Origin of the sequence: Candidatus Accumulibacter meliphilus (assembly GCF_036625345.1) — a bacterium.
Taxonomy (GTDB): Bacteria; Pseudomonadota; Gammaproteobacteria; order Burkholderiales; family Rhodocyclaceae; genus Accumulibacter; species Accumulibacter meliphilus.
Map to the genome: position 1 here is coordinate 472,209 of NZ_JAZKTZ010000003.1, position 20,719 is coordinate 492,927.

The 20,719-nt window shown below is 63.5% G+C and carries 18 protein-coding genes and 1 other RNA gene; 12 read left to right on the forward strand and 7 right to left on the reverse strand.

Going from position 1 to position 20,719, the window contains the following annotated elements:
• Positions 1-17 precede the first annotated feature (17 nt).
• The 5 genes from V5B40_RS08435 to V5B40_RS08455 form a co-directional block, all read right to left on the reverse strand.
• On the reverse strand, positions 18-1,751 hold the full coding sequence (locus tag V5B40_RS08435) for a SulP family inorganic anion transporter (protein ID WP_332354090.1): 1,734 nt from the start codon (positions 1,749-1,751) through the stop codon (positions 18-20).
• 186 nt (positions 1,752-1,937) lie between these two features.
• Positions 1,938-2,242, reverse strand: a transfer-messenger RNA (tmRNA) gene (ssrA, locus tag V5B40_RS08440).
• 69 nt (positions 2,243-2,311) lie between these two features.
• Positions 2,312-2,632: a flagellar hook-basal body complex protein FliE gene (gene fliE / locus V5B40_RS08445; RefSeq protein ID WP_332354092.1), complete on the reverse strand. Its 321-nt coding sequence runs from the start codon at positions 2,630-2,632 to the stop codon at positions 2,312-2,314.
• Positions 2,633-2,705: 73 nt separating this feature from the next.
• Entirely contained in the window at positions 2,706-4,079 is a 1,374-nt protein-coding gene (locus V5B40_RS08450) for a sigma-54-dependent transcriptional regulator (protein WP_332354093.1), read from the reverse strand.
• A gap of 15 nt (positions 4,080-4,094) precedes the next feature.
• On the reverse strand, positions 4,095-5,303 hold the full coding sequence (locus tag V5B40_RS08455) for a sensor histidine kinase (protein ID WP_332354094.1): 1,209 nt from the start codon (positions 5,301-5,303) through the stop codon (positions 4,095-4,097).
• Between the two features lie 103 nt (positions 5,304-5,406).
• Between V5B40_RS08455 and fliF the strand changes: the two genes are divergently transcribed.
• The 10 genes from fliF (at position 5,407) to V5B40_RS08505 (ending at position 15,956) form a co-directional block, all read left to right on the forward strand.
• Positions 5,407-7,155, forward strand: coding sequence for a flagellar basal-body MS-ring/collar protein FliF (gene fliF / locus V5B40_RS08460; RefSeq protein WP_332354095.1), 1,749 nt, complete (start codon positions 5,407-5,409; stop codon positions 7,153-7,155).
• Positions 7,145-8,143 (forward strand): flagellar motor switch protein FliG, encoded by a 999-nt coding sequence (fliG, locus tag V5B40_RS08465; protein WP_332354096.1) that lies wholly within the window; start codon positions 7,145-7,147, stop codon positions 8,141-8,143. Before fliF ends, fliG begins: the two co-directional genes overlap by 11 nt.
• 13 nt (positions 8,144-8,156) lie before the next feature.
• A complete protein-coding gene (locus V5B40_RS08470; protein WP_332354097.1) occupies positions 8,157-8,960 on the forward strand; it encodes a flagellar assembly protein FliH in 804 nt (267 codons plus the stop codon).
• Complete coding sequence (fliI, locus tag V5B40_RS08475; RefSeq protein WP_332354098.1) at positions 8,957-10,375, forward strand: flagellar protein export ATPase FliI; 1,419 nt, start codon at positions 8,957-8,959, stop codon at positions 10,373-10,375. Before V5B40_RS08470 ends, fliI begins: the two co-directional genes overlap by 4 nt.
• A gap of 138 nt (positions 10,376-10,513) precedes the next feature.
• Positions 10,514-10,924 (forward strand): flagellar export protein FliJ, encoded by a 411-nt coding sequence (gene fliJ / locus V5B40_RS08480; RefSeq protein ID WP_332354175.1) that lies wholly within the window; start codon positions 10,514-10,516, stop codon positions 10,922-10,924.
• A gap of 67 nt (positions 10,925-10,991) precedes the next feature.
• Positions 10,992-12,083, forward strand: coding sequence for a flagellar hook-length control protein FliK (locus V5B40_RS08485; RefSeq protein ID WP_332354099.1), 1,092 nt, complete (start codon positions 10,992-10,994; stop codon positions 12,081-12,083).
• A gap of 82 nt (positions 12,084-12,165) precedes the next feature.
• Positions 12,166-12,720 carry a flagellar basal body-associated FliL family protein gene (locus V5B40_RS08490; protein ID WP_332354100.1) on the forward strand — a complete coding sequence of 185 codons (555 nt, stop codon included), beginning with the start codon at positions 12,166-12,168 and terminating at the stop codon, positions 12,718-12,720.
• A 6-nt stretch (positions 12,721-12,726) separates the two neighbouring features.
• A complete protein-coding gene (fliM, locus tag V5B40_RS08495) occupies positions 12,727-13,731 on the forward strand; it encodes a flagellar motor switch protein FliM (RefSeq protein ID WP_332354101.1) in 1,005 nt (334 codons plus the stop codon).
• Positions 13,724-14,197, forward strand: coding sequence for a flagellar motor switch protein FliN (fliN, locus tag V5B40_RS08500; RefSeq protein WP_332354102.1), 474 nt, complete (start codon positions 13,724-13,726; stop codon positions 14,195-14,197). The genes fliM and fliN overlap by 8 nt, the downstream gene beginning before the upstream one ends.
• A 148-nt stretch (positions 14,198-14,345) precedes the next feature.
• The gene (locus V5B40_RS08505) at positions 14,346-15,956 is read left to right on the forward strand and encodes a Na+/H+ antiporter (protein ID WP_332354103.1); all 1,611 of its coding nucleotides are present in this window, start codon (positions 14,346-14,348) and stop codon (positions 15,954-15,956) included.
• Positions 15,957-16,083: 127 nt separating this feature from the next.
• On the opposite strand, the gene V5B40_RS08510 is transcribed toward V5B40_RS08505, so the two are convergent.
• Positions 16,084-17,838, reverse strand: coding sequence for an ABC transporter transmembrane domain-containing protein (locus tag V5B40_RS08510; RefSeq protein ID WP_434735855.1), 1,755 nt, complete (start codon positions 17,836-17,838; stop codon positions 16,084-16,086).
• Positions 17,839-17,924: 86 nt separating this feature from the next.
• Complete coding sequence (locus V5B40_RS08515; RefSeq protein ID WP_332354105.1) at positions 17,925-18,320, reverse strand: MAPEG family protein; 396 nt, start codon at positions 18,318-18,320, stop codon at positions 17,925-17,927.
• Between the two features lie 324 nt (positions 18,321-18,644).
• Between V5B40_RS08515 and V5B40_RS08520 the strand changes: the two genes are divergently transcribed.
• Together V5B40_RS08520 and V5B40_RS08525 are read left to right on the forward strand one after the other, a co-directional pair.
• Positions 18,645-19,973 (forward strand): hypothetical protein, encoded by a 1,329-nt coding sequence (locus V5B40_RS08520; RefSeq protein WP_332354106.1) that lies wholly within the window; start codon positions 18,645-18,647, stop codon positions 19,971-19,973.
• A gap of 72 nt (positions 19,974-20,045) precedes the next feature.
• The gene (locus V5B40_RS08525) at positions 20,046-20,483 is read left to right on the forward strand and encodes a hypothetical protein (protein ID WP_332354107.1); all 438 of its coding nucleotides are present in this window, start codon (positions 20,046-20,048) and stop codon (positions 20,481-20,483) included.
• Positions 20,484-20,719: the final 236 nt, after the last annotated feature.

Here is a 20,719-nt window from a genome sequence, read left to right on the forward strand (position 1 = left end):
CAAGCGGGCGTTCTCGTCTAAGCCGGCGGCACGATGCCGGATTCCTCGTTCGAGGCAGCCATCTGGCGCTCGAAGGCCTGGGTTGCCTGCTTGACGGAAACGTAGAAGTCGGCACCACCAATTTCATCGGCTAGACGGACCTTGACGAGTTCCTCCCGGAACGGCCGCGGCGCATCGGCGATCTTGACGTCAACGCCCCTGGCCACCAGTTCCCGATGCAATTCCACAAAGCGCTGCGCCGCCGTGACGTCCATGTCGTGGATCGCCTGCGCATCGATGACCAGCCACTTGACCGGCGGCTCCGCCTGGTCGACCAGCGTCCGCAGGCGGTTCACGACGTGCCTGGCGTTGGCAAAGATCAGCGGCGCGTAGAGGCGATAGACCAACAGGCCGGGAACGCTCTCCGCTTCCTCGTCATCGAGACAATCGTGGAACTTGCCGTCGCTGCGCAAGCGGCGAAGCACCGCGTCATCGGGACGCGACACCTCGACCAGCACCGTGGTCAGCGACAGCAGCAGACCGAGAATGATGCCCGGCACGACACCGGCCAGCAGTATCGCTGCAGTAACACCCACGGCGATGCCGCACTCGACACGATCGATCTTGTACAAACCCTTGAGCGACGCCACTTCCAGCATGCCGATGGCGGTGACGATCAGGATCGCACCCAGGGCCACTTTCGGCAGCAGCGCGATCAGACCGGTGAGGAAGAACAGGAACAGGAGCAGACCCCCGGCCAGAATCAGTTGCGCCAGCTGCGTCTTGCCGCCAGACGAATCGACGATCGAAGTCCGTGACTGACTGGCCGAAACGGGAAAGCCCTGCCACAGCCCGGCCAGTATGTTCGCCGAGCCGAGGGCAACCAGTTCGCGGTTCGGGCTCACTTCGTAGCCGTTTTTTTCGGCAAAGGTTTGCGCCAGAAGAATGCCGTCTGAAAATGCCAGGAAAGCAATCGCTACGGCAGCCGGGGCAAGTGCCGCGACATCGGACCAGTCCGGTACCGGAATCGCCAGATGCGGAAATCCCGAAGGCACCTCACCAACCAGGGCGATGCCGTGGCTGCCCAGATCAAGGACGAAGGTGGCAAGGATCGCCACCGCACAGACCGCCAGCGCGCCCGGCACGCGTGGCAGCCAGCGCGCCAGGGCCACCAGCATGGCAACCAGCAGCACCCCGAAAAAGAAAGTCGCCAGATGCGTCTGAGGCAATTTCTGGAACACCGTATACACAATCTGGAAGAATTCTTCACCCTCGGTCTTGATGCCGAACATCTTGCCGAGCTGCGTGGCGATGAGCACCAGCGAAGCACCGTTCAAGTAACCGATCAGTACTGGGCGGGACAGCAGATCGGCAATCACGCCCAGCTTCAGGCGCGCGGCGAGCAACAACACGATACCCGACAGGATGCTGAGCACCGCCGCCAGAACGACCAGGCGTGCCGGATCACCGCCCGACAGCGGCAGGATCGCCGACCCGGCGAGCAGGCCGATCGCCGCATCCGGTCCGGCGATGACGTGCCGTGAACTGGAAAAGAGCGCGTAGCCTATCGCCGCTGCCAGCGCCGCGTACAAGCCGGTAATCGCCGGCAGGTGTACCAGCTCGGCATAGGCAATCACCGACGGGATCGAAACGATACAAGCGGAAAGCCCGGCAATTGAATCCTTGCCCAGCCAGGCCAGTCGGTAGCCTCGCAGTGTCGCGATCAGGGGCAGGCCAGATCCCAGGAAGGAGAAGAGAGTGCCAACTTTCATGTCTGAGTCCCCTGAAAGGAAGAGATGTAACGACAATATACCGCGATTCGTCCGCGTTCCGGCAAGTGTTGCCCAGGGAAAAGCGGAGTTGTCGATGCATCGCACTACAAGGAAGGCTGCTGCTGGCTTGCGAGCCACGGTCGCGATGGACCGGATCAGGCGCGGCAAGCCTGTCGACCCGTGAAATGACGGTGGGGGCCGAAGCCCCCACCGATAGCCATTCTGTTTATTGGACGGCTACGTCCTCAGCAGGCCTTAAGCGGCCAGTGCGAAACGCTCATCATTGGCGTTTGTGGTTTTGCGCGGATTACGTCCGTCGCCTCTCGGGCCGCCTGCTCGCCATCTGTCACCCTGTCGAAACCGGTGCACCCCCGCAGTGGTGGAGGTGGCGGGAATCGAACCCGCGTCCAGAACGCTTCCGGTTTGCCGGAATTACGACCATGGAAGGCATTATGGGTGCAGCGCCGCGGGAATACAAGGTCGCAAGGTCGCAAGGTCGAAAATCCGCCAGCTCTCGACAAGGCCACGACAGCGGCGTCGCGGCGGATTGATCGAGCCGACTAGACCTGCATGTTCATGACGTCCTGGTAGGCGGAGACGAGTTTATTGCGCACCTGGATCATTTCCTGGAACGAAAGGCTGGCCGTTTGCAGCGCTATCATTACTTCGTGCAGGTTCTCGGTGCTGTTGCCGGCGGCAAAATTTGCCGCCATGGCTTCCGCCTGTTGCTGCGTCTGACTGACCTGGGCGATCGAATTCTGCAACACCTGCGCGAAGTCGGCCCCTGCTGCAGGGCTCTGCGCCTCGGCAACACGACCAGCCGCGGTCGCCGACGTTGCCTGCAACACGTTCAACATTTGCTCGATACCCTTGCTGTCCATTCTCTTCTCCAAGTACTGCCTGATTTAGTGAAGCAAGACTAATGCCTGCTTTCCACTCGGTTTGATCAAAGGATCAAGTCTTCAGAAAACCGTCGAGACGATACTGTCGCAACTTGTGGCGCAGGGTCCGCTCCGACATCCCCAGGCGCTGCCCGGCGAGAGTTCGCGAGCCGTCGACCGACGCCAAGGTTGCCAGTATATGCTCGCGCTCTACTTCGCTCATTTTGTTGGCTTTCCGAGGTGCTGCTGGAGACGCGGCGACGGTCATTGTCGGCGTGACCATTTCCGGCCGCAGCGCGGCGCGCGGAGCCAGCGGTGCAGCAGCCGCCAGATGCAGGGAATCGATTTCGACCCTGTCGCCGGGAGCCAGAATGACCGCCCGCTGCATGACGTTCTCCAACTCGCGAACGTTGCCCGGCCAGGCGTGCTGACGCAGCGCCGCTTCGGCAGCAGCCGACAGGCGCAGACCCGGACGACCGGCACGAAGGCCGTGTTCGGCAAGAAAATGGCGCGCCAGCGGTGCGATATCGTCGCCGCGCTGTCGCAGCGCCGGGATCAGCAGCGGAAAGACGTTCAGGCGATAGAACAGGTCTTCACGAAAATGGCCGGTCGCCACGGCATCGGCCATATCGCGATTGGAGGTGGCGATGACCCGAATATCGAGGATCACCGGCTGCTTGCCGCCGACCCGCTCCACTTCGCGCTCCTGCAGGACGCGCAGCAGCTTGGCCTGCAGGCCAAGCGGCATTTCGGTGATCTCGTCGAGCAACAGGCTGCCGTGCTGCGCCTGCTCGAACTTGCCGGCCTGCGCCTGCTGTGCGCCGCTGAAGGCGCCTTTCTCGTAACCGAAAAGAGTGGCCTCGAGCAGGCTGTCGGGAATCGCCGCGCAGTTGATGGCCACGAACGGGCCTTTACTGCGCGCCGAATGCTGGTGAATGAAGCGCGCCACCACCTCCTTGCCAACGCCGCTTTCACCGGTCAGCAGGACCGTGCTGTCACTCTGCGCGACCCGCCCGGCAAGCGCGAAGAGGTTGACGCTCACCGCATCGATGGCAATCGCTCGCTCATCAGCGTGAGCTTCGGGTAGACGATAGCGCTGCACGTGATCGAGCAGGGCCTTCGGCTCGAACGGTTTCAGCAGAAAATCGCAAGCACCCGCGCGCATGGCTTCGACAGCGCGATCCACGTCGGCGAACGCGGTCATCAGCACGACCGGCAGATAGGGATGGCGATGGCGTATTTCCTTGAGCAGGGTGACGCCGTCGATCGGCCGCATGCGCACATCGCTGACCACCAGCGAAACCGTCCGCTCGGCGAGCAGCTGCAGCGCCTCGTCGCCACCGCCCGCGGAGACGACGGCCAGGCCGGCAAGATCGAGGGTGTCGCACACCGCTTCGCGCAAGGCAGCGTCGTCTTCGACCACCAAAATCGGCAAAGCCGGCGTCATGGGCTTGCCTGATCCTTACGAGGCTTGCTCGATCGCCAACGCGACCGGCAGCGTGATTACGAATTCCGAGCCTTCGCCCGGCACCGAGTGTACCGTCATCGCCCCGCCATGGGCACGCACGACCCCCAGCGCGATGGCCAGACCAAGCCCGGTCCCCTGCCCGCTGGTCGTGAAGAAGGGCTCGAAGACGCGCGCCTGGATTTCGGGCGCGATCCCGGCGCCGGTATCGCACACGGTGATGCGCAGCTGGCCAGCGACCACATCGGCGCCAAGACTGACTTCGGCACGTTCTGTCGCGGCGATGCTCTCTTCGCCCGCCGTGAGGCAGGCCTGCAGGGCATTCTCGAGCAGATTCACCAGCGCGCCGACCAAGGCTTTGCGGCTACCGGTGACGACCGTCTCGACGGCGCCGCCGACGATCCGGAAAGCGATTCCCTTCTCCAGGAACAGGGGTTCGACGGTCTGCGCGGCTTCGGCGAGCAGTTGCCGGGCCGGCGTCGAATCGCGGCCGATGCTCTCGCCGCGGGCAAAAAGCAGCACTTCCTGGATCAGGCGCTCGAGACGTTTCAGCTGCGCGCTCGCCTTGTCGGCGAAACGCAGGCGCGCAGTCTCGGCAAGTCCCGGCTGCGCCAGGTTGGCACTGTAGAGCAAGGCGGTCGCCAGCGGGGTGCGCAGCTGATGTGCCAGCGAAGCGGCCATCTCACCCATGGCCACCAGGCGCTGGTTACGTTCCAGTTCCGCCTTCAGGGTGTGCGCTGCGGTCACATCGTGAATCAGGAGAATTCGCCCGCCGGCCGAATCCAGCGGACTCTCGGCAATCGCCAGGCGACGCGCGCCAAGCTGCCACTCGTCCGGCGCCTCGGCCGCGATCAGCGCGGCCTGTGCCAGCGCTGGCCAGGATTCGCCGATCATCGCCTGCGCGAACATCGCGCTAGCCGCCGGGTTGGCCTCGCTGACACGAGCCGCGCTGTCGAGCACCACGACGCCAGCCGGCAAGGCCTTGAGCAACAGCGACAGGCGCTCGGAAAGCGCTTCCTTTTCTTCGTATTGCCGGCGCAGCTCACCGTTGGCAACCGCCAGTTCAGCGGTCAATGATTCGACACGGCCCTGCAATCCCTGATACGACTGCGTCAGCGCCAGCGAAACCTGGTTGAAAGCGTCAAAAGCGCGTTGCAGTTCCTGCGCCTTGAGTTCATGGCCCGGCGCTTGTACGACTTGCTTCATCCGATGGGAAGTCCCTTGCATTTAACAGCTACAATAGCAGAGTAATTATCATCATTTTTTGCTTTTCGCTTGCGGCAACGCAGGCTTTTACCGTATCAGGCGCATGGCCGCAGCCGGAACCGAAACCACAGAGACAGCAGGCGCGGGCAAACCGCTGGATCGCGTTCGCGAGGCCTTGGCGCGTTTGACCGACAAGCAGAAAGTGGTGCTGATGGTCTCGATCGCCGCGGTTTTCGCCCTGCTCGTCGTCGCCAGCACCTGGCTCAGGCAAAACGAGTTCAGAGTGCTGTTCTCCAACATCTCCGAGCGCGATGGCGGTGCAATTATCGCTGCGCTCGAACAGATGAACATCCCCTACGAGTTCAGCAACACCGGCAGCGCCATCCTGGTTCCCGAGAGCCGCGTGCACGATGTCCGCCTGCGCCTCGCGTCGCAAGGCCTGCCGCGCGGCGGCGCCGTCGGCTTCGAGTTGATGGAAGGCCAGAAGTTCGGCATCAGCCAGTTTGCCGAACAGGTCAATTATCAGCGCGGCCTGGAAGGTGAGCTGTCGCGAACCATCCAGTCGATCGCCGCCGTGCGGGCAGCACGGGTGCACCTGGCGATTCCAAAGCCGAGTGTCTTCATGCGCGAGGACCAGAAGCCATCGGCGTCGGTACTGCTCAGTCTCTACCCGGGACGCGCGCTCGACCCGACCCAGGTCGCCGGTATCCAGAATCTGATCGCCGCCAGCGTCCCGCAGTTGCTGCCCGCCAGCGTCACCCTGCTCGACCAGAGCGGCGCCTTGCTGTCGAGAAAGAAAAACGCACTGCTGGAAGCCGGCCTCGATCCGACGCAGGCGAGCTATATTCATCAAGTTGAGGCGAGCATTATCAAGCGGGTCGAGGACATCCTGGCACCGATCGTCGGCCCCGACAATGCACGCGTCCAGATCGCCGCTGACATCGACTTTTCGCAAAGCGAGCAAACAGCCGAAACGCATCGACCGAACAGCACCCCTCCGGACATCAGCATTCGCAGCCAGCAGAGCAGCGAAAGCGCGAGCACCACCCCAAGCGCGCAAGGCGTTCCCGGTGCGCTCAGCAATCAACCACCGGTACCGGCGACGGCACCGCTGACCCAGCCTGCCGTGGCAGGCGCCGGAGGCGCCGCCGCGGGCCAGCCTCCCGTCCCCGGACAGATCAATGCGGCCGGAGTGCAGGCATTGATCGGCAGTGTCGGGCAACCACTGAACACCAGCAAGAACGCAACCATCAACTACGAGGTCGACAAGACCATCCGCCACGTCAAAAACGCCGTCGGAACCATCCGGCGCCTGTCCGGCGCAGTGGTGGTCAATCAGCGTCAGCAAATCGACAAGGACGGCAAGAGCGTCAGCAAGCCAATGTCAGACGCCGAAATCAAACAGATCAGCGATCTGGTCAAGGAGGCGATGGGCTTCAACAAGGATCGCGGCGACACCATTTCAGTGGCCAACGCGCCCTTTACGGCCATCGAGAAAGAGGACCAATTGCCGCTGTGGCGAGACCCGGAAATGCTTTCGCTGGTCAAGGAACTGCTCAAGTACGGCGCGCTTGCCGGCATCGTCGCCTATCTCTTGCTCGGCGTCGTTCGTCCCTTGTTGAAGACCATCCTGCAACCGGAGGCCACGAGCGAGGGCGGCGTCGGTGGCAACATCGACCTCCTGGCTGGTGAGGACGGCGAAGAAGGCGAAGGAAGCGAAGGAGAGGAGAAGCTACCGACAGCGGCCATGCTGCTCGAACAGCAACTCGCCAGGGCACGTGCGCTGGCGCAACAGGATCCACGCGCGGTAGCGAACATCATCAGGGAATGGACCGGCGCCAATGCCAGCTGAAGACGGCATCGAGAAAAGCGCCATTCTGCTGATCGCGCTTGGCGAAGACTACGCGGCTGAGGTACTCAAGCATCTGGGACCAAAGGATGTGCAGAAGCTGGGGCACGCCATGGCTGCACTGAAGTCGGTACCACGCACGCGTGTCGCCGAAGTGCTCGCCGAGTTCCAGACCACCGCCGAAGAGTCAGCCGCAGTGAATTTCGATACCGATTCCTATGTCCGCTCGGTACTCACCAAGGCCCTGGGCGACGACAAGGCCTCCAACCTGATCTCCCGCATCCTGCAGCCAGGCGACACCAATGGCATCGAAGGCTTGAAGTGGATGGATGCGGCAACCGTCGCCGACCTGATCAAGAACGAACATCCCCAGATCATCGCCACGATTCTCGTCCACCTCGCGCATGACCACTCCAGCGACATCCTGAACCAGCTTTCCGAGCGCCTGCGCAACGACGTGGTCTTGCGTATAGCGACTCTCGAAGGCATTCAGCCCGAAGCCTTGAAAGAGTTGAACGACGTCATGCTGCGCCTGCTTTCGGGTTCCGCGAGTGTCAAGCAATCGGCCATGGGCGGCGTACGGGCAGTCGCCGAGATCCTCAACTTCATGGGTGCCGCCAACGAAACTTCGGTGGTCGACTCGATCCGCGAATACGACCCTGACCTGGCGCAGAAGATCCTCGACGAGATGTTCGTCTTCGAAAACCTGATGGATCTCGACGACCGAGCGATCCAGTCGCTGCTGCGCGAAATTCAGTCCGAATCGCTGATCCTGGCCATGAAGGGAGCCACCGAATCGCTGCGCGAAAAGATCTTCAAGAACATGTCGCAACGCGCTGCGGAAATGCTTCGCGAAGACCTCGACTCGCGCGGACCGGTGCGCCTCTCCGAAGTCGAAAGCGAGCAGAAAGAGATCCTCAAGATCGTCCGCCGCCTCGCCGATGAAGGGCAGATCGTCCTTGGCGGTGCCGGCGGTGAGGAAATGGTCTGAGTAAGCACGGCCCATGAGCAACTGGATCCCCAAAGAGAAACTGACTGCCTACCAGCGCTGGGAGGTCGCTGCGTTCGACGAGCAGGCCAGCGAAGCCGATGCGCCACAACACAAGGCGCCACCTCCCCCAGTGCCACCGCCCGAAGCGTCGCCTGGCGACCGCACGCTGCACCGTGAGCCCGCTGGCGCGGACCTGCAGACGGTGGAGGAAGCCGCGATCGAGGCCGCAGAGAGCGTCGGCACGCAAGAGCCGGCAGAACCGCCCCTGGTCCTGCCGACAGCTGCCGACATCGAGCGCATGCATCACGACGCGCACGCGGAAGGCTATGCCGCCGGCTACCAGGAAGGCAGCGCAGCCGCGCAGGCCTCGGCGGAGGCCATGGCGACCTTGATGGACAACCTGCAGCAGGCGATGAGCGGCATCGACCAGGGCGTCGCCGATCAATTGCTGACCCTGGCCATGGAGGTCGCCAATCAGGTCTTGCGTCAAAGCCTGAGCGTGCAGCCGGAGTTACTGTTGGCGGTCGTCAAAGAAGCCGTCAGCACGCTGCACCCGCATCACGGACAGCCGCTGCTGTTCGTTCACCCCGACGATGCGACGCTGGTGCGCGCTCATCTGGGCGAGCAAATGCCGCACATCAACTGGCGAATCGTCGAGGACAGCACGCTGACCCGGGGGGGATGTCGAATCGAAGTCGGTGCCAGCGAAGTCGACGCGACACTGGAAACGCGCTGGCGGCGGGTCGTTGAAGGCATCGGCATCAGCGAGGACTGGCTCGCCGGCAAGGCGCCCGAAGCAAAGGCCAACGAACGATGAGCGAGCGGGTGGACAATCCGCAGCTCGCTGCCTGGCGCCGCTTTCTGGAGGGCTGCGGACAGGCGGCCGGCCAGGTCAGTTCGCTACTTCCCAGCGGCCACCTGACGCGCATCAATGGCCTGGTCATGGAGGCCTCGGGGCTGCGACTGCCGCTCGGCAGTTCCTGCCGGATCGTGCCGCCGGGCGGCTCGCCGATCGAAGCAGAAGTCGTCGGCTTCAACGGCGAACGCCTTTTTCTGATGCCGTCGGAAGACGTCTATGGCCTACCCCCGGGAGCCCGTGTCATGGCCCTCGAAGCGCCGAAGCAGCCACCCCGAATCGGTCAGCCACCACCGGCGCGGCGACGCTCGATTGACCGCGCAAAGTTGGTCCCGGTTGGCGAATCACTCCTCGGCCGCGTCCTCGATGGTGCTGGCCGCCCACTCGACAAGCTTGGCCCGCTGGAGGCCGGATCGCTACGGCCTCTGCAGAGCCGACCGGTCAACCCGATGTCGAGAGCAGCGATCGAGCAGCCGCTCGATGTCGGCGTCCGCGCCATCAACGCCCTGCTCTGCGTCGGCCGTGGCCAACGCATGGGCCTGTTCGCCGGCTCCGGTGTTGGCAAGAGCGTACTGCTTGGCATGATGGCCCGCTATACCGAAGCTGACGTCATCGTCGTCGGGCTGATCGGCGAGCGCGGTCGCGAAGTCAAGGAGTTCATCGAGCAGATTCTTGGTGAGGAAGGCTTGCGCCGCTCGGTGGTCATCGCCGCACCGGCCGACGTCAGCCCGCTGATGCGCCTGCAGGGAGCTGCCTACGCGACCTGCATCGCCGAGTACTTCCGTGATCGAGGCCGGCATGTGCTGCTGATCATGGACTCACTGACGCGCTACGCCATGGCCCAACGTGAGATTGCCCTGGCCATCGGCGAGCCGCCGGTCACCCGCGGCTACCCTCCGTCGGTTTTCGCTCGCCTGCCACAACTGGTCGAGCGCGCTGGCAACGGCGCCGACGGCGGCGGCTCGATCACCGGCTTCTACACCGTTCTCGCGGAAGGCGACGACCAGCAGGATCCGATCGCTGATTCGGCGCGCGCGATCCTGGACGGCCACATCGTCCTGTCAAGGACGCTGGCCGACGCCGGCCACTACCCGGCAATCGATATCGAACAATCGATCTCGCGCGCGATGGTCAATCTGGTCAGCCCGGCGCACCTCGACAACGTTCGCCGTTTCAAGGGACTCTTCTCACGCTACCAACGTTCCCGCGACCTGCTCAGCGTCGGCGCCTACGCGGCAGGTTCAGATCTGCAACTCGACCAGGCCATCGCCATCTATCCGAAATTCGAAGTATTGCTGCAACAGAATCTCGCCCAGCGTGCCGACTTCGACACCAGCATCGCGCAACTACAGGCGCTGTTTGCTGCCCACGCCTGATCCAGGCCAGGCGGCCCTGCTTCCAGCCTTCCAGGCCCCAACGCGGCGATGAATTAGTCAGCCAAGCCCGCCGACTTCACCGACGTCATCGAGTTCAACGTGCCGAAACCCTTCTCCCTGCAAACGGTCCTGGACCTCATGCAGAACCGTAGCGACGAAGCCACGCAACGTCTGGCACGCCTGATTGCCTCGGAACGTGACGCGCAGAGCAAACTTCGTATGCTCGAAGAGTATCGCGACGACTACAGCGAGCGCTTTCGCAAAGCCATGCAAGGCGGCCTGCGACAGCCTGAATGGCGCAACTATCAGGAATTCCTGCAGCGTCTCGACGAAGCCATCAACCAGCAGTTGCAGGCTGTCCGCCAACAGCAATCGCAGACGGCCAGCGGCCAGGCAGAATGGCGGCAGCAGCGCAAGCGGCTGCAAGCCTTTGATGCCCTCTATGAGCGCCATCGCAGCAGCGAAGCAAAGCTCGAAGGACGTCAGGAGCAAAAGGCACAGGACGAATTGGCCGCTCGCCGGAAACACGACAAAGACGACGACGAGTAGACTCGCGAACGCTGCATGGAACGATAGTTGCTTGGCTATCAACAGCACTTGCCAAAGAGGATCGTCCATGAGCATTACAATCGTTGCCAGCTTCGCCCAGAGAGCTGTCCCGGGAGCATCCGCCGCAGCTGCCGCCAGCGACCCGCTGGCGATTGATGATTTGAACATCGGGCTCGACTTTGCAAGCGTTCTGCTGGCTCAGCCAGTCAGCGCCACGCCGCCCCCTTCCGGAAGCGGCAGCGGAGCCGCAACTGACGACCTGACGGCCCTTCCCGAAGCAGCACCTGCTTTTGCAGGCGACGAGTTTCTGGCCACGTTCGGGCTGAATCAGCTGAACCAGCTGCCCCCGCCGCAGGCCATCAATCCTGCGGGCCGCGGTGATCGCGCCGAAATCGCTCCGCTGAGCATCTCCTTGCCGACGTCTGTCTCGCCGCTGCTCGCCTCGGCCGCAACAGCATCGGCAAGCAGTGAGAACGCGCGCGGGCCCGACCCCGGCAGCGACGAGAAAGGGGCGTGGGCGGCATCAACGGCGTCGATGGCCTTGATCGGTGAAGGCAAAGCGGCAAAATTTGCCGTTGCCGACTTGCTCGCATCGGCTTGGGGGCAAAGCGAAATGAAGCGCCCGGAGCAACAAGCGTTGCCGGCCAGCACGCTGGCCTCTCTCGCGCCAGCGAGTCAGGCGCCCAACGCCAGCGCAGGCATCGTCCCGGAAACGTCCCTGGGCCTGCAGACGGCACTCCGCGATCCCTCCTGGGCCACTGATTTCGGTCAAAAACTGCTGTGGTTCGCCGCCAGCGACAAGCAGCTCGCGCAACTGACGCTCAATCCGCCGCAATTGGGAGCCATCGAAATCACCCTCAAGATCGACAAGGACAGCGCCAACGCACACTTCGTCTCGGCAAACGCCGATGTTCGCGGGGCCATCGAAGCAGCATTGCCACGCCTGCGCGAAATGTTCGCCAATGCGGGAATCGACCTCGGACAGGTCAGCGTCGGCAGCGAGTCCTTCCGCCAATCCGCCGATAGCCAGGGACAAGCGTCGGGCCCACCCCGCGCGATGGCCGATACGGCTATACTTGCCGCTGATTCGGTCAACGCTCTGCTGGGCCAGAGCATCGTCACGCAGCGTGGCAGCACGCTGGTCGACATTTTCGCCTAGAGAAGCGACCACCCGCCCGGCGTGACGCAGGTCGCCACCGAAGACCACCGCCAGGCGAACCAACCAGGGAGAGAGTTGCTGAATGGCCAAGGATGCAAAAGCCGAAGCTGACGGCGCGGGTGCCGCGCCAGTGAAAAGCAAGAAGAAGCTGCTGATCATCATCATTTCCATACTGGTACTGGTGCTCGGCCTCGGCGGGGTCGGCGCCTACTTCCTCTTGAAGCCGGCGGCGGAATACGACGAGGAGTACGCCGATGCCCCGCGGGAAAGGGCCAGGCCGTCCAAGAGGAAGAAAGCAGACCACAACGCAGCGCCGGTCTATGTCGCCCTTGAAGCGTTCACGGTCAATCTCGTACCGGAAAGCGGCGACCAGTATCTGCAGTTGATTCTTTCGGTCGAGGTCGAGGATGCGCAGGTCGACGAACAACTCAAACAGTACATGCCAAAGCTGCGCAACGACCTGACTCTGCTGCTGTCGAGCAAGAAGGCCTCGGACTTGATCAGCAGCGAAGGCAAGACTCGGCTCGCCGCCGAAATCAAGGAGAAGATGAACGACATCCTTGATCCGGCCGGCAAAGGGAAAAAGAATGACTGGCCAGTCAAGGAAGTGCTGTTCACTTCATTCATCATCCAGTGAGCGGCAATGAGCGCGGATTTCCTCTCTCAGGATGAAGTCGACGCCCTGCTCAGGGGCGTCAGCGGCGAAGCCGACGAACCGGAGGAGGCAGACGACCTGGGCAGCGGTCCGCGCCCTTACAACCTCGGAACGCAGGAAAGAATCGTTCGCGGGCGGATGCCGACGCTCGAACTGGTCAATGAACGCTTTGCCCGTTACCTGCGCATCGGGCTCTTCAACTACATGCATCGCAGCGCCGAAATATCGGCGGGCTCGATACGGGTGCAGAAATACAGCGAGTTCACCCGCAATCTGGTGGTCCCGACCAACCTCAACCTGGTCGCTGCCAAGTCCTTGCGCGGCACGGCATTGTTCGTTTTCGACCCGAGCCTCGTCTTTCTGGTGGTTGACAACATGTTCGGCGGCGATGGCCGCTTTCATACGCGCGTTGAAGGCCGTGATTTCACAGCCACTGAACAACGCATCATCCAGGGATTGTTGGCGGTCGTATTTACCGAGTATTCGCGCTCCTGGAAGCCGGTCTACGACATGCAGTTTGAATACATTCGCTCGGAAATGAATTCGCAGTTCGCGAATATTGCCACTCCCTCGGAGGTCGTCATCTCGACCAGCTTTTCGCTGGAGTTCGGTGGCTCGAGTGCAGACATGCACATCTGCTTTCCCTACTCGATGCTTGAACCGATTCGCGATCTGCTTTACAGCACCATGCAGAGCGACCAGCTGTCAACCGACCGACGCTGGATCGTCATGTTGCGCAAGCAATTGAAGAATGCCGAGGTGGAGATCACTGCCAAGCTGGCCACGACAAGCGTCGCCCTGCGCCAGATTCTGGAGATGAAAGTCGGCGATGTCATTCCCATCGACATTCCCGACAGGATCATTGCCCTGGTCGACGATGTGCCGGTGATGGAGTGCCGCTACGGGCAGCAGGATGGCCAATACGCGCTCAAGGTCGAACGTTTCATGGCCGCCGATCACGAGGAAGCCCCTGCCGGAGAAAACAATGGATAAGGAAGAAACGAACGAATTCGACTTTCTGGCCACGGACGCTGGCACTGCTGACGACAGGGGCAGCGACGACGACTGGGCTGCAGCAATGGCCGAACAAGCGCAGGCGGATACCACGCCGGCGGCTGGCGCGCAGGCGGCGGCTGGCGCGCAGGCGGCCAACATTTTTCCGAGTTTCGATGAACCCGGGAACAAAGCCTCGCTGATGAACGAACTGGACATGATTCTGGACATCCCGGTCCAGATCGCGGTCGAACTCGGGCGTACCAAAATCACCATCAAGAACCTGCTGCAGCTGGCGCACGGCTCGGTCGTCGAACTCGACGCCATGGCCGGCGAACCGATGAGCGTTTTCGTCAATGGCACGCTGATCGCACAGGGCGAGGTGGTGGTGGTCAATGACAAGTTCGGGATTCGGCTGACAGATATCGTGACGCCTTCCGAACGGGCTCGCCATATCGGGCGCTGACCGTCTCCACGCCCACCCTTCACTGCCGGACAGGCAGCTCGGAACCAAGGCGATTGCCGGAAACGAAGCTACCAGATTGCGCCGGATTTGGGCCCCATTCCACCCCTTCCATACTCGCACTCGTCATAGCGGTAAGCTAGAATCGCGAATGCCCCTCATCGAACTCAGCCTGCTCCTTCTCCTGGCCATCGCCGTCGGTGGCGCGCTCGTCCATTGGACGCCGCTGCCCTTGCCGATTCTGCTGGTCGTCGTCGGCGTCGTCGCCTCGTTCCTCCCCGGGCTCGGCAGCGTCGAGGTCGACCCGGAGCTTTTCCTGCTCCTGTTCATCCCGCCGATTCTCTTTGCCGACGCCTGGGTTCTGCCGCGTCGCGACTTCGTTCATACGCTCAAGCCGGTGCTGCTGCTGGCGCTGGGCCTGGTCGTTCTGACCGTCGTCGTGGTCGGCTACGTGATGCATTGGCTGATCCCGGCAATGCCCCTGGCAGTGGCCTTCACACTCGGGGCGATCGTGTCACCCACCGACGCGGTGGCGACCGTGGCCACCACCCAGTTACTGCCCTTGCCGGCGCGAATCGTGCATATCGTCAACGCCGAAAGCCTGCTCAACGACGCCTCGGGACTGGTGGCCTTCAAACTCGCCGTCGCCGCGGCAGCGACCGGGCTGTTCTCGTCGACAGCCGTTGCCGGCAACTTCGTCCACCTGGCCGGCGGCGGCATCATCATCGGCGTGGCCGTCGAGTGGGTCGGGCGCGAATTACGGCAGCGCCTGATTCGTCTGCATGCTGGCGACCCGGTGTTGCAGACCTTGCTGACGGTATTGATTCCCTACGGAGCCTACCTCGCCGCCGAGGCGCTACACGTGTCCGGAATCCTGGCCGTGGTGGCTGCCGGGCTGTGGGCCAGCGGCCAGGAAGTGAAAGGGCTGACCGCCGATGCACGCCAGCACGCCCGCGAAGTCTGGCGAATGCTTTCGTATGTCCTGAATGGCACGGTTTTCGTTCTCCTCGGCCTGCAGTTGCGCCGCATGCTGAGCGGCGTCGAGGAATTCGCAGCACTCGATCTGGTGCTCTATGCCCTGCTTCTGTGGGTGCTGCTGATGGTGCTGCGCATCGCCTGGGTATGGGCATCGGCCCACCTGCGCTTTCGTCTGCGCTGGGGGTGGACCGGCGGCGAGGCGGGTCCCGACGCGAAGCGCTTGCTGCTAATCAGCTGGGCTGCTGTCCGCGGCTCGATCACCCTGGCGACCGCACTGTCGATTCCAACCGTGGTTGCCGCCGGAACGCCTTTCCCCGAACGCGACCTGGTGGTCTTTCTCGCCGCGGCAACCATTATCCTGACCCTGGCGTTCAACGGCGTACCCTTGCCCTGGCTGATCCGCAAGCTCGCCCTCGACAGCGACGCAGACAACCCCAATGAGGAACGCAAGGCACGCGCCGAAATCGCGCGCGCGGCGCTCGCCGCCGTCGCCGAGGTCGCCAGAGACCTCACCGACGGCGAGGATATTGCATTCGTCGAGCAGTTGCTCGGCCGCTACCGGGGCAAGCTCGAGCTGCACGAAGGCGATCCCGGGCACGCCTCGCTGCGGGCAACGCATATCGGTCTGCGCCGGCGACTGCGCCTGGCGGCGATCGCTGCCGAACGGCAGCGCCTGCGTGAGTTGCGCGCGGCCAACGTGATCAACGACGAAACCCAGCGCGTCATCGAAGAGGAACTGGACGAGCGCGAACTGGTATCGATGATCAGTGTCGACCGCGGTTAATGTGACAGTCGCGCAAGCGACTCACGAATCTCCTCCCCTCGCGGGAGAAAGGTCGGGGCAGAGGTGGACGGTGATGACCGCTAGCCGCGGCCAGCCTGGCAGCCCCCTGGACACCCCGGAACAGCCCTCAGACCGCGAACTGCAGCGCCGCGAGGCGCGCGTAGAGACCGCCGCGCGCGACCAGTTCCAGGTGCGTGCCGGCGTCGATCAGCTGTCCGTGATCGAGGACGATGATGCGGTCGGCGCGCTGCACGGTCGCCAGGCGGTGGGCGATGACGATTGTCGTGCGCCCGCTCATTGCCGTTTCCAGCGCCGCCTGCACGACGCGCTCGCTTTCCGCGTCGAGGCTGCTCGTCGCTTCGTCGAGCAAAAGCAGCGGCGCGTTCTTGAGGATCGCCCGGGCGATGGCGATTCTTTGCCGCTGTCCGCCCGACAGGCGAACGCCGCGCTCACCGACGAAAGTCGCGTAGCCCGCGGGTAGTCGTTGCACGAACTCGTCGACGAAAGCAGCGGCAGCGGCGGCCCTTGTTTCTTCGTCGCTGGCCTCGGGTCGCCCGTAGCGAATATTGTCAGCGATGCTGCCCGAGAAAATAACCGCTTCCTGCGGCACCACCGCGATGCGTCGCCGCAGTTCGGCCAGGCGCGGGCGGCGCAAGTCGATGCCGTCGATGCGAATGACGCCCTCGCTGACATCGTAAAAGCGCTGCAGCAACTGGAAAACCGTGGTCTTGCCGGCGCCCGAGGGACCGACCAGGGCCACCGTCTGGCCAGCCGCAATCGTCAGGTCGAGTCCCTGCAGCACGGGCTGCGCCGGCCGTGCGGGATAGGCGAAGCGCAGCTGCTCGAAAGTGACGCACAGACCGCCGGCTGGTGCGGGCAGCGCGATCGGCAGCGCCGGCTCGGCAATCGGCGAGCGCAGGCTGAGCAATTCCATCAACCGCTCGGTCGCCCCCGAGGCGCGCAGCAACTCGCCCCAGACCTCGGCGAGCACCGCCACGCTGCCGGCGACGAGCATCACGTAGAGCGCCGTCTGGCTCAGCTGACCGGCACTCATCTCGCCGGCGAGTACCGCCTGTACGCCGCCGTACAAGCCGTAGAGCAGCGAGCCGAAAACGCCGATGATGACAAAGGCAGTGAACGCCGAGCGCGTGCCGGTGCGCCGGATCGAGGTCGCGAAAGCCTTCTCGTTGGCGGTCGAGAAGCGCGCCGCTTCGGCGTCCTCCTGGGTATAGCTCTGGACAATGGAAATGGCGTTGAGAATCTCCCCGGCAATGCCGCTGGTATCGGCAATGCGGTCCTGACTGGCGCGCGACAGCTTGCGTACGCGTCGGCTGATGAGCACCGCTGGCAGCACGAACAGAACAATGATGCCGGCGACGCTGAGCATCAAGCGCGGCGTCGTGCTGACCAGCATCGTCAAGCCGCCGGCAAAGAGCACGATATTGCGCAGCCCCATGCTGATGCTCGACCCGACGGCACTGTGGATCACCGTGGTGTCAGTGGTCAGGCGCGACAATACTTCGCCCGACTTCAGCGTTTCGAAGAATTGCGGGCTCTGTCGCAGCACGTGCGCGTACACCGCCTGGCGCAGGTCGGTGGTCACTCGCTCGCCGATCCAGCTGACCATGTAGTAGCGAGCTGCGGTGGTGATGCCGAGCACCACGGCCACCGCGAACAAGCCCAGGAAGTGCTCACGAATGGCCAGCAGGCGTTCGCCAAGCTCGCTGCCGGGCGGCAGCGCCAGGCCGCCGTCGACCAGCAATTTCACGGCAAAAGGCAAGCTCAGCGTCGCCGCGGCCGCGAGCAGCAAAAGCAGCAAGGCGAGAGCGATCTGCCGGCCGTAGGGCGCCACAAAAGGCAGCAGAGCGCGCAACGGCCGCAGTCTGAGCGCCGCTGCGCGCTGCTGCGTGCCTCCGCCAGTCTCGGCGAGAGCGACGACCGCGGGCGGCTCGTGGGAAGCCTCCGGTTTCAGCCGAGTAGCCCGCGCAGAACTCCCCAGGCGCCGCCCAGCCCGAGCGCCGCGAAACAGAGCATCGACAGCCCGAAGCCCGCGCCGCGCGTCTTCGGATCGCGGGCGTAGGCCAGCGCATACCACACCCGGGCCAGCAGCCAGCCGCCACCGAGCAGCGTTGCCCAAAACGACGACAGGTTCAACGCGAAGACCCACAGCACCGGCAGGAAGGCGACGGTGTTCTCCAGGGTGTTCATCTGAATGCGATAGGCGATCTCGAACTGCGGGTGGCCACTGGTCGCGGGCGCCTCGATAGCGAACTTCATCCGGCAACGACCCACGTAGGCGGAGCAGGCGAAGAGCAGCAAGGAGCTGGCGAGAGTAAGCAGGCTGGGGCCGGGGTAGGCAGTCATGGTTTCGATCCGTGCGCAGTCAGGGAAAGAGGAATTCAAGGCTGCGCACACTATAACCCGTGAGCATCGTTCCCGGGCCACTCGCGCTGGCGCAGGCCGCTTGCCGGCATCGGCGGCCTGATTCTGCGAGCAAGGCTCGCCGCTTTCGCGTAGACTGCGGCAGGTGCGCGGGCCAGCAACTACCAGCAGCCCACCTTGGCCGGCCATCGCCGCACCGCATGTTCCCCCGTCTGGTCGAGCTTTCTGGCGAAAATCCGTCGCTCCCGGATGCGTTTATCACTGACCTCTTTTGTTTACTCCGACGACAGCACGCCCATTGCCCCCATGCGCATGAACAGTAAGCCTCTCCTTCGCCATGCCCTGACCACACTGCTCCTTGTATTGAGCTTTGCCGAACTGCGCGCAGCAGAGGAAGCGGCCGAGAACGATTGGCAGATCGACAATGCGACGCTGACCGTCGTTCCTTCTTTTCAACAACTGGCCGACGGAGCCTGGCGGGAGCGAAGGCCGCGCAGCGGCAATACTTTCCTCGAAGTGCGCGGTACCCTCAAGGTGGCGGGTGACGGCTCCTTCGGACCACACCGGCTGGCGACTGCCGGGCTGCTGGCGGGCGCGGGCGAGGTGCCGATCGCCGCTGAGCTGCTGGCGGTCGGCGTTAATGTCGGAACTTGCCGCTACCTGCGGGCGCCGATCGGGGCCGGCAACGAATTTAGCGCCAAGCTTGACGACGACAGGGAAATCGCCATTCTGCGCGAGCACAGCGATAACGGCCCCTTGCTTCTCAGAACGCACGCGCACAGTGTCGAGCTGTGCATGGTTTTCGAGCTGCCGGAGGCTCCGCCGCCATCCTTGCGCTGGAGCTTCGCGCAACGAACGATGCCGCTTTCGGTCAGCGCCGCGACATCGAGCAATGCAGCGACCCAGACCACAACGGCAGCAAGCGACAGCGGCCTGGAGGCTTCCAGCGCTGCGCCCGCAGCTTCCTTTTCCGTGCCTCCACCATGGCGACGGGCGATCTCTTCGCCGCTACTGTGGTCTGCGCTGGCCCTGGCCGCACTGGCTCTGCTCGGCAGCGTAGCCTTACAACGGTGGTGGCGCCGACGGCGCCTGGCAATCGCTGCCCGCAGCGATTGCCACTCGGAGTCCTCTTCGGCACTGGACATCCCGCGCGTCAGCGCCGCACACCAGCCAAAAAACTTTGCCAGCGTCGAACCCGAAGGGGGCGCCGGACAACTGCAGTTCCTTGGCGCCATGGCCGCGCTCAGGCTCGGCGACTGGGAGCAAGCGAACGCACTTTTCGGCGAAGCCATCGCGGTAGGACTGACACCCACTTTCGAAGCGGGCGCGTGGAGTCTGCGCGGCGAGACGATGCTCAATGACCACGACCTCGTTGGTGCAACGAATTGCTACCTGCGCGCGCTGAGCTGTCCCGGGGTGACAGCCGAGGCGGCCCTGCCTGCGGCCAGCCAGCTGGCGGCGATCTACCGCCAGCTCCGCCTGCGGCGGGACGCGCAGAAGATGGAAGCTCTGCGAGCGCTGATCAACCCCTTCGCCGATGACCTCGGCCCGCAACAACTAGCCTTGATCGCCCGCCTGGTCAAAGAGCTCAAACACAAGAGGCGCACCCGGATGCTCGCTCGTCTCATTCCCTGAGCGCAGCGCCTGGCCCGTGTTTATGGGTAAAATGAGCGGTTACCATTGCCAAGCCATCATTCAGGGGGGTTCGTGTTCGATCAGCCGCGTAGGCCGCTACGTTTCCTCCTGTTCGTCGGCATGCTGCTCTTCGGCAGCAGCGGTTGTGATTTGATCAAGGAGAAACTCGGCCTCGAAGAACCCGTCGCCAAGGCCGCCCGACTCACCGCCGAGGGACAGGCGGTTGGCGGTGGCTGTCGCCAATCCGGGCGTGCCATCGAGGATTGCTACTCGATCTATTCCTGGTTGCCGAAGGCCGCCATCTACGATGGCTGGCGTGACATGGACAGCTACATGCGCGAGAACAAGCTCGCCACGGTCGAGCCACAACTACCGCCGCCACAGCCTCCAGGCGCCAGGAAGAAGAGAAGGCCGCCGACTGACGAAGCCGGCGACACGGCGACAGCCGCAGATCGCGACAGGGCGGACGCCGACCCGGTGACCGCGAAGCCGGCGGGCAGCACGCATTAATGTGAAAGTCGCGTATGCGACTCACGAACCTCCCTTCTCCCCCTGCGAGAGAAGGGTCGGGGTAGAGGGGAAAACGGTCATGACTTTCATGATCTGGGGTGTCTCGATTGTCATGACCGTTAGTCCGCTCAGCCGCTGGCCCTTGAACCCCTGCTGCCGGCTCACGTTGATCTTCGTGCATACTCCACATGGCGATGCGTCAAGGACGGAGCACGCAAGCAAACCCCGCCGGCAGC